Here is a 15,587-nt window from a genome sequence, read left to right as displayed (position 1 = left end):
AAGCCACATTAAGGAACCTTTGGACCTTTCATCATCTCATGCTATGGTCTATTCGTGCCGAGCGGTAACGTTCATAACCTCATCAACACGGGTGCTTTTCTGGTGATTGCTGGAAGCACCGCATACGCCCGACAACAGGGGCTGGTCTCCCCTTCCTGGCCCGAGATTCTGGCTTTCACAGGTTCTTTTTTCATTGGGACATTCATGATGAGCCCGGATCTGGACCTCGCTGAGCAAAATGTGAACAGCAAAAAGGCTTGGGGGCCTCTGGGCTTCATCTGGGTGCCTTACGGGAAGATGTTCTCACACAGGGGACTCAGCCACACCTGGATTGTGGGGCCCCTGACCCGTCTGGGTTACCTGACCCTTTTGCTGGCCGCCCTGTATTATCTGGTGGTTCTGCTCATGCCAGAGATGAAGTCCAAGATCACTTTTGAGAACGTGCCCAAGACACTGGAATTCTGGCAACCGTACATTCTCGGGTATTACCTCAGCCAGTGGTTGCACCTGATTGCAGACGGCATCAGCCCGGACATGCGGGCTCTGGGCCGCACATTCAAAAAGAAAAAACGGTAAGCTTGGGTGAACGTGTGCCTGCTTTCAAAAATGAACAGAACACCAAATCCCACCAAAAAAGGTTCTGGGAGGCTGAATGACCCGCTACCTGAAGAATAAACTCAGTGTTGGACTTTTTACCGATACGTATACGCCTTCCATCAATGGGGTTGTTTCCTCTGTCCGCGGGCTTGCAGAAACTTTGCGTGAACAGGGTCACCAGGTCACCATTGTGGCCCCCAAACACCCCGAGCAACAGGAAGAAGTGGATGTGATTCGCATCCGGTCTGCAACCTATCGGCCCATTCCAGAGCACCGGATGGCTTTGTTGCCTTCTCCACGCAAATTGCGTTTGATGCAGGCCAAACGTTTTGATGTGATCCACACCCACGGGAACGGTCCTTTGCCGGTGTTGGGTCTGGTGCTGGCCCGCACGTGGGAAACCGCTTTGCTGCACACCTACCACACCCGCATGCAGGATTATTTGCATTATTACCCGTGGTACCCGGTTCTCAACCGTCTGGCCGGAGAAGACCACTGGTACATGAACGAACTGCGCTCCAGAACCATCAAAAAACGCATTGATGCAAGCACTGCACTGATTGCTGAACGTTTTGATGTGTGGTTTGCCAACCGTTGCCACTACCTGATCACCCCCACCTCGGTGATCAAAAACGAGTTGCTGGAGGCCGGGGTGAAAAGCCCAATTGCGGTGGTGCCCAACGGCATCCCAATTGCACGACTGCGGGTTCCCAGACAGGACCCTTTCCCTGAGCTGCCCAGAGGGGAACGCCTCTTGACCATCAGCCGACTGGGCAAAGAAAAAAGCGTGGATTTCTTGCTGGAGCATCTGGCCCCACTGATCAAGAGCCGACCCAACAGCCGTTTGATTGTGGTGGGAGATGGTCCAGAGCGTCATGCTCTGGAGGCACAGACAAGCCATCTGGGCATCCGTTCTCAGGTGGTGTTCACCGGTTATGTGAAGCCAGAGAAGGTCGCCGATTACTACCAGCATGCCGATGTGTTTGTGTTCGCTTCGGTCACTGAAACGCAGGGCATGGTGGCTCTGGAAGCCCAAGCTTGCGGTCTCCCCGTGGTCGCAAGGGCAGGTGGAGGGGTCACCACCACCATCGAGCATGGCAAAACCGGTTATCTGGTGGACCCGGAGCACCCTGAAGAATTCCGTGCCCGTGTGGAAGATGTGCTTTCTGCAGGCAAGCCCACCTTTGCCGATGAATTGACCCGCTGGGTCGATGCCGAAGGTTCTCTGGAAACCATGGCCAAACGCATCCTGATGTGTTACGAATTGGCCCTGACCCGCAAATACGATCCGCCCAAGATTTCTCTGGACACCCGCTGATTCCAGAGCATGGGATCAAAAAGGAACCGCCCCGTAGGGCGGTTTCTCTGGTTTTGGAACAAGAAGGGAGCTTTTTATGCTGTGGGTGCCGATGGTTTTTGTGCAGCGCTGCTGGTTTTGAAGAGTTTTCCGGGAGCTCCGGGAACACCCACCATGGGCAGGGCGATGCGGTCGAGACCCCACTGTCCAGCCACGCGCCAACCGAGCACGATCACGAAAGCAACCACCAGCATCAGGGGATTGGCCGAGACGGTTCCAGCGAACAGGAAGTTGGCGTTCATCACTCCACCGAAGAATGCAGCAATGCCTGTGAAAATCCCGAGGATCAGCGCAATTCCGACCAGCACTTCACCATAGGCCACCATGTAGGAGAACAGTTCAGCGTTGGGAAGGGCCACGGTCTGGATGAAAGAAGCGTACCAACCCTGCACATCTGGGTGATCCCCCTGGGTTTTGGTCAGTGCGCCATTCAGGAAACCGGTGATGGCTGCACCTGCTTTGTCTCCGACCCACACACCTGCAGGGTTGGTGATTTTGCCCCATCCAGCATGAAGCCATTCGTAACCCAGCCAGATTCTGAGGAGAGCCCACAGGGGAGCCAGTCGGGTGTCTGCGAAAAGGAAACGGGTGATGGAGGGCTCAGGAATTTGTGTACCGAGGTCGTTGGTATTTTTCATAACCCACACCTTCTTTCTTGATGGTTTCATGTTAAATCTTTAATTCGTGAAAAATGTCCCGAGGCTTTTGGGACAGCCACCTTCAGAAAAATTCTGAGAACACTTGACTGAAAATCGCTCAAAACACCCTGAGGTTCACATGGCCGACAGGTCTGAAAAGCCCAGTTCGGGTTTACAGCAATTGCGTCCTGCACGTTTTGCGTCGTACAAAAATTGATCGGCCTGCTGGATCAACCCCGCGCAGCTTGTTGTGACTTGTGAGGAAACAAATCCAAAACTCGCCGTGATGTGCAGCCCTGCATCCAGCCTGTCCCAATCAAAAGCAGCAACAGCCAACCGGAGCCTTTCACAGGCCCAGAAGGCCTCCTCTGGCTGCATTTGGTCCAGAAGCACCATGAATTCTTCTCCACCATAGCGGGCAACCCTGTCCTGTTCGCGGATGGAACCGCCCAGAATCCCGCCCAGAGCCACCAGAACCGCATCTCCAACAGGATGACCATGCTGGTCGTTGACCTGCTTGAAGTGGTCCACATCCAGCATGACCAGCACAAAAGGCTGCCCTGCTTGCTGGCGTTCCTGCATTTCTGAAAGCATGCCCCTGCGGTTGAGCACCCCAGTCAGGGCATCTCTTTGCAGCATGTCATGGAGTTCTCGGGTCTGGTCTTCCAGTTGCTTTGAACGCTGACGGAGGCTTTCGGTTTCCTGCAATGCCTGTTCCAACTGGCTGCGGGCCTGAATGGACTTTGCCAACCAATCGGCCCTCTGCTGTGCAAACTGCCTGTGAAGCGCATGGGCGGTTTTCAGGGCTTCCAGAGATTCGCTGTAGCGCCCCACCTGTTCAAGGCTGTCAGAGAGCATTTCGTAAGCTCTGGCGACCTTGTCCAGCAATCCTGCTGAGCGTGCCGACTGCAGGCTTTCCTGCAAAAGCTCCACTGCCGCTTCATGTTGATGGCGGCTGCGGTGCAAGGAGGCCAGAGCCAACAGACCTTCCAGCCTGAGCCAGGTGTAGTGCATCAAGTTGGCAATGCCGAGGGTATGCTGACAGCACTGTTCTGCTTGCTCCCAATCTCCGGCAGCAGCATGAATTTGTCCGCGGTACAACTGAATGAGGCCCTCGACGCCGGGATAAGGAAACGCTTGCAAGCAATGCTCTGCATCGGTGAGCAACTGCAAAGCCTCTTGTTGGGATTTGTGCTGATCTTGCTGGGGCAACAGGCCAATCTGAAAGTGGGTGTATGCCATCTGTGAGAGGGTTTTGCTGAACCAACCTGCATCTGCAAAGACCAACCGCTCGGACCAGACCTCCTGCAACACCTCCAAAGCTTTGAGGGGCTGTTGCAAACCAAGGTACGCTGAACTGATCTTGTATTTGGCCCTCAGTTTCTGGTCTGGATTTCCCATCGAAAGCACAAAGTGCAACTGGTGCAGGGATTCTTCGAATGCACCCATTTCGTTGTGCAAGATGGCCAGATGCCAGTGCAGTTCTGCGGCAATGGTGGGATCTTGGATGGTGATTTGCAAGGCTTCATGGAAACACCCGAAAGCTGCAGCGTAATTCGACAGCTTGTAATGTGCCTCTCCCATCCAGAACAAAGCCTGTGCCAGAGCATCCCCTTGCAAATTTTGGCGGCAAGATTGCAACAGCACAAGCACTTCTGCTGGCTGACTCTGGCACAGTTTTTCTGCTTGTGGAATGGGCAAGGGGGTCTTCATTGAAGCTCCTGTCAGGGAATGGAAAAGGGCACCAGTGCAGCACAGGACTGCACTTCTGAATCACATGAACCGCGATGGTTTGTTTATTAAACTTTACATCATTTTACGAAAAAGCACACCTGCCTCTGGAAGTCGTATAGCAAATGGTTTTCTTTGTATTTTTTTTGTAACCTCAGGTGATTTGCTTTAAATTGTCACTCACTTGTAATTTTTGTTTAAAGATCCAGCTTTGATCTGTCCATCAACACATGATTTGTGAAATCCACCTGTCATTGAATGGAGCATGTCTGATGCATTGCAAAAACATCAAAAGGAGAAGCCTCAACCCGCAGGTTGAGGCCCCTGTGCAGTCTGTGCCTTTATTCTTCTTGCAAGCGCACTTCAATGGCTCTGGCGTGGGCTTCCAGCCCTTCTGCACGGGCAATCAAAGCGGCATGGGGACCTGTGGTCTGCAAGGTTTTGCGGTTCACGCCCACCACACTGATGATCTTCTGAAAATCACGCACATTCAGAGGGCTGGAAAAACGGGCTGTGCCTCCCGTGGGCATCACGTGACTGGGACCCGCAATGTAATCGCCTAGAGCTTCCATGCTGTCCTCTCCAACAAAGACCCCACCTGCAGATTCGATCAAACCAAGGTGGTCCCAGGGGTTCTCAATGAGCAAGCACAGGTGCTCTGGAGCATAAATGTTGTTCAGTTCGAAGGCCTGGGCAAGGTCTTCCACGATGACGATTTTCATGCGCTCTTTGACGCTCTCTCTGGCCCAGCTCTGGTTGGGTTCAGGCAAAGCGGCAATCTGTTCTTCGATGATCTCTTGCACAGCGTAAAGCAGCTTTTCACTGGGGGTCACCAGCACGGGTTCTGCGCCAATGTGCTCGGCCTGTGCCAGCAGGTCTGCCACCACAAAGCGGGCATTGGCGGATTCATCTGCAATGACCAGTGTTTCGGTGGGACCGGGCAAAGACTCGATGCCGACCTGACCGAAAACCTTGCGTTTGGCCAGCACCACAAATGTGTTGCCCGGCCCGGCAATTTTGTCCACCTGAGGGATGGTATCGGTGCCGTAAGCCAGAGCCCCAATCGCCTGAGCCCCACCCACCTTGAAGACTTTGCTGACCCCGATTTCACGGGCAGCCACCAGAATGGCCGGGTTCACCTTGCCAAACTTGTCCGGGGGGGTCACCACCATGATCTCGGGAACCCCGGCCACTTTGGCGATCACAGCGGTCATGATCAGGGTGCTGATCAGGGGTGCGCTGCCACCGGGAACATATACGCCCACCTTGGACAGGGGACGCACCATCTGCCCGAGGGCACCCTGTTCGGTGTGGTTGATCCAGCCACTGGTGGGCTGGTTCTGGTGGAAAGCCTTCACCCGTTCGATGCTGTGCAGAAGGGCTTCGTGCAGGGCAGGCTCAATGGTGGCCTCCTGCAGTTCCTGTTCAGACACCAGCAGGTGCTCCACATGCACCCGGTCCAGTTTGCGGGTCCATTCTTTGAGGGCTTCATCGCCACGGGCTTTGACATCCTGCAAGATGCGGTCCACGACCTGCTCAGGGGTGAGTTTCTCACCAAAGGTCTTCTCGATGCGCTCAAGCATGGCCTCGGGGATGCTCTCTTCGCCAAAATTGCGTTTCAGTGCGGTTTTTGCCTGCTGGTAGGTGAGAATCTTCATTTCCGTCTGCTCCTGGGTTTGCGCATGTTGTTCTGCGACTTGGAAATCACCAGTTCACTGCGCGGGTTTCGGGTGTCCCGCACCTCTCTGGACGCTTCCCGCTGACCTTGTTGACCTTCACGGGCCTCTCTGGGCTCGCGTTCTCTGGAGGTGTCCCGCTCCCTCTGGGGTTGGTTCTGACGCTCATTGCGCTCTGGACGGCGGCGCTCAGGGGAACGCACCAGCACCATGTCCATGCTTCCACCATCGATGGGCTGGGTCATTTTGAGGGGCCGGTAAGGGGCCTCCATCTCGATGTACACCTTGCTGAGACCGGGACGCAGGTAGTACACCCGAGTCATCTTCTCTCCCTCGGGCGTGGTGATCTGCTGGTCGGGAAGCCTCTGGATGTGCACACTGGCCCCCACCATCGGCACGGTGATGGCCTGCACATCGTCGGGGAGTTCGCGCAGCATCTGGATCAGGCTGAGGGGGTCCTGATAGTCCTGCGTCATGGGGATGGAGGCTTCATCTTTGCCCTGCCGGACCGTCACCAGTCCGGTTTTGCGGTCAAAAATGGTCTCAAAGGTGCTGCCCCTGCGCCCACCCGAGTCAGAACCCTCGAAATAGTAGGCACTGGTGCGGCTTTTGGGCCGGACGCGGCTCACCTGTTCACGGCGGCCACTGCCCAGCATGTGGTGCGAGTAGGACGTCTGGGCCTTGATGATCCAGTAATTGCGTTCCGCCTCAATTTTCAAACGCTGCTCTCCGATGGACTTGTTGCCCACCAGGAGCTGGTATTGCAATTCTTCAGCCTGCATCATGCCCTCCAGCCGGGCTCTTGTGGACGTGCACCACCCACCATTTCCCCTCTTTCAGTTCTAACACCCGGCTCTCATTGATGCTGCGATGGTGTATAACATCTCCTTTCACCACCGAGATCATCAAGGTGTAACTGCACACAGCCACCTGCCCCTCAGCCAGAAGTTGCACTTTCGGCTCAAGGATGCTGATGTGGCTTTTGGCCCCCTGCGTGGCCCAACTGTTTTCGATCATGAATTTGTGAAAGTCCAGCCCCTCCTGACGGTGAGGGGTCACAAAATGCTCGTACAGGGTGAGCTCTGGACTGGTGGTGGACTGGTAGGTGGCCCAATCTTTGCTGTAGATGCTCTCAAGATGGGTTCTCAGGAAGGCGAGTACGTCCTGCATGAAAAGGTTGTACCACATTGGAGGATGCAGAAACTTGGGGCACGTGACTCTGGCAGCAGCAAATAGGGATCAAGTTTCTGGATTCACATGCAAAAGCTCACTGGTGTTTTTGCCTTCATGCTCCAGAAAAAAGTTCTTGCCCTGCTTTCGAACCCTGTACCCTTCTTTGAATTCTGGGAACAGCACCCCAATGGCGGTGTTTTGCTGACAGTCCAGACAGCGAAAGTAATAACCGTATTTTCCCCAGAGCATTTCCAGATGCTTTCCCTGACAGTGGCGACAGTACCGTTTGAATTGCACTTCTGGAACAACTGGAACCTCCAAGCCTTTTGGAGGTTTTTCAGGGGCTTTTGGGGCCACAAGTTTGACAGGATCAGCAGACCGCAGGGGTTGGTGCAAACCAATCAAGTGCTCTGCCAAATCTTTCAGACGATCTGTTGGGAATTCAACGTAGGTGCGGAGAGACAGCAGGGCTCTGGACGCTTTGCGGGCCTGTTTGATGGCTTCACGCACAGCATCCACCACCTGATCGGCTTTCAAAACACCCTGTTCACGCAGGCTGCCTGTGATCCGGCCATGATCGCTGATGGCCACAAAGGTGTGCTGCTGGAATTCTCTGGATTTGAAGTCTCCAAAAACCGCAAAACGGCGCACCAGCACCTGAGGGATCACCGTGTCCATCAGGGCATTGAACAGCTCCAGCTGCCTCTGGACCTGTCGGGTGGGCGAGGGCATCCCCTGCCAGTGTCCATTCCATTTGCGGGACCATTCACCGTGTTCGTTGATGTCCACTTCGGTGGTGACACTCTTGGATTCGATCAAAATCCAACCCCAAGGATGCATCACCAGATGGTCCATCTGTACCACTTCACCTTTATGTTCCAGACGCAAGCTGTTGATGACATGGACCTGTGGATCTTCTGCAAAAGCCCTTCGCAGGTAAAAGGCCATCTGGGATTCTGCCTTTTGTCCTGCCATTTCAAATTTGTCCCTTGGAGAAAAAGAAGCGGCGTCTTTGAGGATCATGGCATCAATGGTAAAACCCCAGAGCCAAAACGGCTCTGGGGATAAGGGATTTCCCTGATCTTAAGACTGCTGAACCGATTGCTGGAGCTTCTCGATCACCGAGACATCTTCCAGCGTGCTGGTGTCCCCCTTGATTTCCTGACCCGAGGCGATCTGGCGCAACAAACGGCGCATGATTTTGCCTGAGCGGGTTTTGGGCAGGGCTTCGGCAAAGCGGATCATGTCTGGACGGGCAATGGCCCCGATTTCTTTGGCCACGTGGGCTTTGAGTTCCTGCTCCGTTGCTTCTGCTCCGGTTTGCAGGGTCACGAAAGCCACAATGCCTTCCCCTTTGATGGGGTCCGGACGGCCCACCACAGCAGCTTCTGCAACAGCAGGGTGAGACACCAGAGCGGATTCCACTTCCATGGTGCCGAGGCGGTGTCCAGACACGTTCAGCACATCGTCAATGCGGCCCACGATGGTGAAGTAGCCGTCTTTGTCCCGACGGGCACCGTCTCCGGCAAAGTAGACGTGGGGAATTTCACCCCAGTACTGGGTTTTGTAGCGGTTGTCGTCTCCATAGACGGTGCGCAGCATGCTGGGCCACGGCTTGCGGATGACCAGAAAGCCCCCCTCGTCTGCCCCGAGTTCCTGACCGTCTGCGTCCACGATGGCCACATCCACCCCGTACATGGGCACTCCAGCACTGCCGGGTTTCATGGTGTGGGCTCCGGGCAGGGTGGTGATCATGATGGATCCGGTTTCGGTTTGCCACCAGGTGTCAATCACCGGGCACTTTTCTTTGCCAATCACGGTGTAGTACCAGATCCACGCCTCGGGGTTGATGGGTTCGCCCACCGACCCGAGCAAACGCAGGCTGGAGAGGTCGTAACTGTTGGGGAATTCGCTGCCTGCACGCATGAAGCTGCGAATGGCGGTGGGGGCAGTGTACAGGATGGTGACTTTGTGGTCCTGAATGATCTTCCAGAAGCGGCCCCAGTCAGGCTGGTTGGGTGCCCCTTCGTACATCAGGACAGTGGCTCCGGCCAGCAAAGGTCCATACACGATGTAAGAGTGCCCGGTGATCCAGCCCACATCGGCGGTGCACCAGTAGATGTCGTCTTCATGCAGGTCAAAGACGGTTTTGGTGGTCAGGTAGGTGTTGACCATGTATCCGCCCAGAGCGTGCAGCACCCCTTTGGGCTTTCCGGTGGAGCCAGAGGTGTACAGGATGAAGTGGGGATGCTGGGCATCCAGAGCCACCGCTTCGTTTTCATCAGAAACGTTTTGCAGGGCATCATGGAGCCACACATCGCGGCCTTCTTGCATCTGCACGTCCTGACCGGTGCGCTTGACCACCAGCACTTTTTCCAGTGAGGGGGTGTTCTGGACGGCATCGTCGGCATTGCGCTTGAGGGGAACGGCACTTCCACGGCGGTATCCACCGTCTGCGGTGATCAACACTTTGGATCCGGCATCGTTGATGCGGTCTGCGAGTGCTCCACTGGAGAAACCTCCGAACACCACACTGTGCACTGCACCGATGCGGGCACAGGCCAGCATGGCAAAAGCGGCCTCTGGGATCATGGGGAGGTAGAGGGTGACCCGGTCTCCGGTTTGCACCCCGAGGTCCAGCAGCACATTGGCGAAGCGTTTGACTTCACGGGTGAGGTCTGCGTAGGTGTAGGTGCGAACTTCGCCGTCTTCACCTTCCCAGATGATGGCTTTTTTGTCCGCTTTGTCAGAAAGGTTGCGCTCCAGAGCGTTGTAAGCCAGGTTGGTGGTGCCTCCAACAAACCACTCTGCAAAAGGTTCTTGCCAGTTCAGCACCTGCTGGTAGGGGTCAAACCAGTGCAGGTTCTGAGCCACTTCGTTCCAGAAAGCTTCTGGATCTTCGATGCTCTGGCGGTACTTCTGCTGGTACTCCTCCAGAGAGGTGTTGGTGTACTGCTGGTAAGCCGCTTGCGGCTCGAAAGTGCGGTTTTCATGCAGGACGTTTTCAATAGCCTTGTCGCTCATGTGCTCCTCCTGGCTTGCTGGTTGTGCGTTGCCTTATCTTAGCCGTGTTTTGGGTTTTGTAAAGCTTTCGTTTTGCGCCAAATCGCCAACTTTTTGCTACAACTGGCTCAGTAACAGTGACACCCTTACTTGATCTGAACACTCGGATTTTTCCGATATACTCGCATTAATTCTTATACCGAGTTCAGAGATGCTGTTACGCCGCAAGTAACCAAACCCTCTTTCAGATCTAATATATCGATCACACCGCAGAATTCTGCAAACGCTTACAAAACGGTTTACCTTTCTTTGCTGGTAAACCACTTTGTGTGCCCGGACACAAGTCCTACCCTGAACCTAAGCCAAGGTCCAAAAATTTGTTTTCCCTGACAGAAGAAAGCTCTGCCAGAGGAGGGAGCACCCATGACACAAATTCCCCTGAAAGCCCAGACCACTGAGATGCCCAGATTTCAGCGCCTCGTGAAAGAAAAGAACGCTTTCATGATCCGCATGACGGTGTTTTTTCTGGCCTTCTATCTGCTGCTCCCGATCCTCGGGGGATATGCAAAGCCCCTGATGGCCACCAAAGTGCTGGGAAACCTGAATGTGGCTTACCTGTTTGCTTTCGTGCAGTTTGTGATGGGCTGGGTGGTGGCCGGGATTTATGTCAAACGGGCCGCCCGCTTTGATCAGGAAATTGCCGAAATCCGCAAGGAGCTGGGCAAATGAGCCCGGTCACCGTCACCCTGTTTCTGCTTTTTGTGTTGCTGACCCTTGGCATCACCTACTGGGCGTCACGCAAAACCAAAACCGCCTCTGATTTTTATGTGGGAGGACGCTCAATCACCGCAGGCCAGAACGGGGTGGCCATTGCAGGGGATTACCTGTCCGCAGCCTCTTTTCTGGGCATCGCTGGACTGATTGCCTTAAACGGCTTTGACGGTTTCCTTTACTCGGTGGGCTTTTTTGTCGCCTACCTGACCGTGCTTTACGTGGTGGCTGAACCCCTGCGAAACGTCGGCAAGTACACCATCGCCGATGTGCTGGCTTACCGCCTCGGGGATTCAAGGGTCCGCACCGCAGCCGCCATCTCCACCTTCACCATCTCGATTTTTTACATGATCGCGCAGGTGGTGGGGGCAGGTTCTCTGATCAGTTTGCTGTCAGGGGGCACCATCAAACCCGAGGTGGCCATTCCTCTGGTGGGCACCATGATGATCGTGTACGTGGTGTTCGGAGGCATGATTGCCACCACCTGGGTGCAGATCGTCAAAGCCGTGCTGCTCATGATCGCCTCTGCCATCATTGCCTTTCTGGTGGCCATGAAATTCGGGTTCAACCTCTCAGACCTGCTCGGGGCAGCAGAAGCCAAAAACGGGGCAGAGTTCCTGAATGCGGGGCTGAAATACAAGAATCCCATTGACCTGATTTCACTGGGGCTGGCTCTGGTGCTGGGCACCGCTGGACTCCCCCACATTCTGGTGCGTTTTTACACCGTTCCCACCGCCAGAGATGCCCGCATGAGCATCATCTGGGCGATGGTCCTGATCGGGGTCTTCTACATCCTGACCATGATGATGGGCAACGGGGCCAGCGTGCTGCTGGGCAAAGAAGCCATTGAAGCCGCCAACAAAGCCGGCAACATGGCCGCTCCCCTGCTGGCCCAGTTTCTTGGCGGAGGGGCCGGAACCTTTGGCGGCGAAGCCTTCCTGGCCTTTGTCAGTGCAGCCGCGTTTGCCACCATTCTGGCCGTGGTCGCAGGTCTGACCATCACGGCCAGCACCGCAGTGGCCCACGACATCTACAACAGCGTGATGCGCAAAGGCAAAGCCACCGAATCCGAACAGGTGCGTGTGGCCCAGCTTGCCACCGTGTCCATTGGCATCTTCGCCATCGTTCTGGGGCTGCTGGCCAAAGACCAGAATGTGGCCTTTCTGGTGGCTCTGGCCTTTGCTCTGGCGGCAAGCGCCAACCTGCCTGTGATCATCTACGCTCTGTTCTGGAAAAGGTTCAACGCCAACGGAGCCATCTGGGGAATTGTCGGCGGTACCCTGACCACCCTGATCCTGATTCTGGGAAGCCCCAACATCATGAAAATCGATGCACCCACCGTCACCAAAGGCCGCCACCTGATTCAGGCCAATGCGATCTTCCCTCTGGAAAACCCCGGCATCGTGTCCATTCCTGCGGGGTTCATTCTGGCTGCTGTGGGAACCGCTCTGGGGCGCAGACGCAAAGAAGACGAGGAGCGCTTCGATGAAATGACCTTCCGGGCCTACACCGGCGTGGGGGCAGAGTAAAGCAACGCCCCAACGACAATCCAAAGATCCAATCCAAAGCCAACCAGAGAGGGGATTCCTCTCTGGTTTTGATTTCACATCCAGAGGTCAGACCCCTGCATGGCCGGACCATCCCAGCACCTGATACTGCAATTTCAAGCCTTCACGCACCTGAAACTGGCGAACCGGCAAAGGACGGCCTTCCAGAGCCACCTCTTTGATGGTCCATCCCGCAGCAATCCTGAAAGAAAACTGACGGTGGAGGGGCAACATGACCGTTCCTCCAAACCGGTTGTCGTTCAGGTGAGGCAAAGGAACCCCGGCCCAGATCTGGTCTCTGGGGCACTGCTTTTCAGGCACCTGCACATCAAAATGCACAGGTACAGCCTCTGGCAGATCCGACAACACACGAACTTTGTGGATGAGTTCGTAATGTTCTTCCTGCTGGTAAGAAACGTATCCTATGCCCTCCTGCACAGCCTGAACCCGACCATCTGGAAACACCTGCACGGTTCGTGAAGCAGAAAACCTGCCGTTCAGATCGGTGTAAGCACACTTCCGGTCATCGTAGACCACCGCATTGAGGTGGACCGTCTGGCCTTGTCTGATCTGCGCAGGACCAAACAGCATCGCCCCCTTGAACGTGCCCTTCTGCCCAAAAAAGAACAACAAAGCATTGTGCAACCGGGCAGCCCAGTGCTGTTGAAAATGGCCTCCTCTGGGATCCTCGTAATACCAGAGGTCTTCTCCCTGCACAAATCCCGCTTTCAGGGCGGTCAGGGCCACTTCGCGCACATGCTCGGGGTAAATCAGCAAACCTTCGGCTGCACCCACATCCAGATACAGTCGGATGGGCACTTTGTACGGCAGAATGTCTTGCAAAGGGATTTCCTGCAAAGTCTCTGTACACACGCGCACAAAGCAAGGGGACATCACCGCAGCGTTTCCAAACACCTCGGGTCTGCGAAACGCCAGATTGTAACAGCACACCCCTCCAGCAGAAGCCCCGAGCAACGCCGTGTTTCGTGCATCAGGCAGGGTGCGGTAAGTCCGGTCAATGAAGGGTTTCAGCTCATGCACCAGAAAAGTTTCATAAAGGTGCCCGATGGCCCCTGCCCCAAACACGCCTTCGATGTTGGGATGTGGCATGAAATATTCCTGCAACCTCTGGTCCCGGTCCACCCCAATGGCCACAATGATGATTTCCCTCATCCAACCCCGCCCGGACAACAGATCGGCCATCAGGTGGGCATCCCAGGATTCTCCGTATTCATCTGCAAAAAAAGCATGTTGACCGTCTTGCATGTACAGCACTGGATAACGCTGCTGGCTTGCTGCATAACTGCGCGGAAGGTAAACCCACACGTCCCTGCCGTGACCCAGCACATTGGACACAAACCCCTGATGGTGAATCAAACGGGTTTGCACCTCTTCAGCAGAAAAAGGTTCTTGTGTGGCCAAAATGGAAACTTTTGGGTCAGGTTGCCAATACATCATGAAAACCCCTCTTCAAACCTCCAAACACCAGTTCCAGAGGGCACGGCTGTTTTGGCATTGAAGCACCCTTCACTTGCATGTTTGCAGGTTTCAATGTTTTTGTGGTTTCACTTTAAACTTTGACACCATGTGAGGGTCAAGGGCCCTGTGTTCGGACGCCTCAAACCACATGCACACAACCCTTCTTTCCAGAGCGGGAACCTCACAATCCCACCGTCGGCAAATCCTGCACATGCACCTGATGCTGGCTTTCAGGGCCTTCAATCCATGCCAGATACACTTTTCCATCAGGTGCTGTTTTCAAAACAGGGCTGTGGGCATCGTGTTGACGGTTCAGGCCCAACCTCTGGTCCAGAGTCCTCCATTTTTTCCCATCCCAGACTTTGAGGTGCAGGGTTCGCTGCTTTTCCCCTTCTTCGGCCCATGACACCCAGATGCGGCCCCTCTGGTCCACGGTCACCGCAGGTTTCTGGGCCCACCTGGCAGGATCCACATTCAAAGATCCTCCCAGAGCCAGCCACTTCTGCCCATCCCAGCGCTTCACAAAAATGTTGGGAAGGCCGTCTTGGACCTCCTCTGGCCAAGCAACCACCGGACGCCCAGACCCATCCAGAGCCATGCTGGGCGGGGTGATGTACACGTTTTGCCGGATGTTGAGGGGAACATTTCCCAGAATCTGCCAGCTTTGCCCCTCTGGCTGTTTGACTTTCACCCACAGGTTGCTGACTGCCCCATTGCCTTCGGTCCAGACCACCGTCCGTTTTCCGTTGGGAGAAATGAGCAGGGTCGATTCAGACGCCATTTTTCGAGGAGACAGACCCAGCGAATCGGTGATTTCCCAGAGGTCACCGTTCCAGTGTTTGACTTCCAGTTTGATGCCGGTTTTGATGATCTCGCTCCAGGTGATGGTCGGGCTTCCGTCGGGTTCCACCGCCAGAGAACGGGACCGGGCAGCGTTGGTCAGGTCAATGCCCTGCCTCTGGTCGAGGTTGTATTCCCACACCGTGCCATTCCAGTGTTTCACCTCGAAGATGTCACCATCTCCACGCTGTTCGGTCCAGCCAATCCAGATGTCTCCAGAGGGTCCACTGCGCAGCATGGGGGTCTGGGCGGATTTTTGAGGTTCGGTGTTGATGCGCTCCCCCACCTGCACCCACCCTTGACCGTCAAACCGCTTCACCCACAGGTCATCGATGCCCGTGGCTTTGTTGTGTTCGATCCAGGCCACCCAGGGCTGACCGTCTTGGGCCACCATCAAATCCAACTGGATGGCATCGTTCTGCGGCTTCATGTTGAGGGAAGGAAATGAACTGGCAAAAGCACTGGAAATCAGGAAAACAGGCAGAAAAAGGACTCTGGAAAAGGTGGACATGGGTGGGGCCTCCTTGTAGATGTGATTTTAACTTGAGGCAGCCGAGGGCACAGAGCAAAAGAAAGGCTAAAGCAATACAGGGCGAGGCACGCCTCACCCCTACATTAGGAACAACACTTTTCTGCCTTCTGCTTTTTTAGCCCTCGGCCCTGTTCTCTCGGCCCTCGGCATATCCCCTGTCACCTCCAGAGTTCCCCTGTATCCTCTTCTGTGTAGTCAAGATGCACGATCAATCTTGACTGATTCTGTAAACTTAAGACAGAA

The 15,587-nt window shown here is 55.0% G+C and carries 13 protein-coding genes; 4 read left to right on the top strand and 9 right to left on the bottom strand.

The features are described 5' to 3' along the window. Positions 1 to 54: 54 nt before the first annotated feature. Both Q371_RS08375 and Q371_RS08370 read left to right on the top strand, forming a co-directional pair. Complete coding sequence (locus tag Q371_RS08375) at positions 55 to 576, top strand: metal-binding protein (protein WP_034338791.1); 522 nt, start codon at positions 55 to 57, stop codon at positions 574 to 576. Between the two features lie 76 nt (positions 577 to 652). Next, a complete protein-coding gene (locus tag Q371_RS08370; RefSeq protein ID WP_084571331.1) occupies positions 653 to 1,915 on the top strand; it encodes a glycosyltransferase in 1,263 nt (420 codons plus the stop codon). Between the two features lie 74 nt (positions 1,916 to 1,989). Here the strand turns inward: Q371_RS08370 and Q371_RS08365 are convergent, their stop codons facing one another. From Q371_RS08365 to acs, 7 genes are all read right to left on the bottom strand, one after another. Continuing rightward, positions 1,990 to 2,592: a DoxX family protein gene (locus Q371_RS08365; RefSeq protein ID WP_034338789.1), complete on the bottom strand. Its 603-nt coding sequence runs from the start codon at positions 2,590 to 2,592 to the stop codon at positions 1,990 to 1,992. A 135-nt stretch (positions 2,593 to 2,727) separates the two neighbouring features. Beyond that, on the bottom strand, positions 2,728 to 4,305 hold the full coding sequence (locus tag Q371_RS08360) for a tetratricopeptide repeat-containing diguanylate cyclase (RefSeq protein ID WP_034338786.1): 1,578 nt from the start codon (positions 4,303 to 4,305) through the stop codon (positions 2,728 to 2,730). Between the two features lie 359 nt (positions 4,306 to 4,664). Beyond that, on the bottom strand, positions 4,665 to 5,981 hold the full coding sequence (gene hisD / locus Q371_RS08355) for a histidinol dehydrogenase (RefSeq protein WP_034338783.1): 1,317 nt from the start codon (positions 5,979 to 5,981) through the stop codon (positions 4,665 to 4,667). After that, entirely contained in the window at positions 5,978 to 6,784 is an 807-nt protein-coding gene (locus Q371_RS08350) for a DUF3108 domain-containing protein (protein WP_084571329.1), read from the bottom strand. Before Q371_RS08350 ends, hisD begins: the two co-directional genes overlap by 4 nt. Continuing rightward, a complete protein-coding gene (locus tag Q371_RS08345; protein WP_034338989.1) occupies positions 6,771 to 7,169 on the bottom strand; it encodes a nuclear transport factor 2 family protein in 399 nt (132 codons plus the stop codon). Before Q371_RS08345 ends, Q371_RS08350 begins: the two co-directional genes overlap by 14 nt. Positions 7,170 to 7,238: 69 nt before the next feature. Beyond that, positions 7,239 to 8,195: a nuclease-related domain-containing protein gene (locus Q371_RS08340; RefSeq protein WP_034338780.1), complete on the bottom strand. Its 957-nt coding sequence runs from the start codon at positions 8,193 to 8,195 to the stop codon at positions 7,239 to 7,241. Between the two features lie 60 nt (positions 8,196 to 8,255). Beyond that, positions 8,256 to 10,196: an acetate--CoA ligase gene (gene acs, locus Q371_RS08335; RefSeq protein WP_034338777.1), complete on the bottom strand. Its 1,941-nt coding sequence runs from the start codon at positions 10,194 to 10,196 to the stop codon at positions 8,256 to 8,258. 402 nt (positions 10,197 to 10,598) lie between these two features. Between acs and Q371_RS08330 the strand changes: the two genes are divergently transcribed. Both Q371_RS08330 and Q371_RS08325 read left to right on the top strand, forming a co-directional pair. Continuing rightward, positions 10,599 to 10,904: a DUF485 domain-containing protein gene (locus Q371_RS08330; protein WP_051963755.1), complete on the top strand. Its 306-nt coding sequence runs from the start codon at positions 10,599 to 10,601 to the stop codon at positions 10,902 to 10,904. After that, on the top strand, positions 10,901 to 12,475 hold the full coding sequence (locus Q371_RS08325; protein WP_034338775.1) for a solute symporter family protein: 1,575 nt from the start codon (positions 10,901 to 10,903) through the stop codon (positions 12,473 to 12,475). The genes Q371_RS08330 and Q371_RS08325 overlap by 4 nt, the downstream gene beginning before the upstream one ends. Positions 12,476 to 12,562: 87 nt before the next feature. On the opposite strand, the gene Q371_RS08320 is transcribed toward Q371_RS08325, so the two are convergent. Both Q371_RS08320 and Q371_RS08315 read right to left on the bottom strand, forming a co-directional pair. After that, positions 12,563 to 13,951, bottom strand: a complete 1,389-nt coding sequence (locus Q371_RS08320) for an alpha/beta hydrolase (RefSeq protein ID WP_084571328.1) — start codon at positions 13,949 to 13,951, stop codon at positions 12,563 to 12,565. A gap of 202 nt (positions 13,952 to 14,153) precedes the next feature. Further along, positions 14,154 to 15,323: a hypothetical protein gene (locus Q371_RS08315; RefSeq protein ID WP_034338772.1), complete on the bottom strand. Its 1,170-nt coding sequence runs from the start codon at positions 15,321 to 15,323 to the stop codon at positions 14,154 to 14,156. Positions 15,324 to 15,587 lie beyond the last annotated feature (264 nt).

Source organism: Deinococcus misasensis DSM 22328, assembly GCF_000745915.1.
Taxonomy (GTDB): Bacteria; Deinococcota; Deinococci; order Deinococcales; family Deinococcaceae; genus Deinococcus_C; species Deinococcus_C misasensis.
Note: the sequence above shows the minus strand (reverse complement) of the source record. Positions and strands in the feature narration are given on the sequence as shown.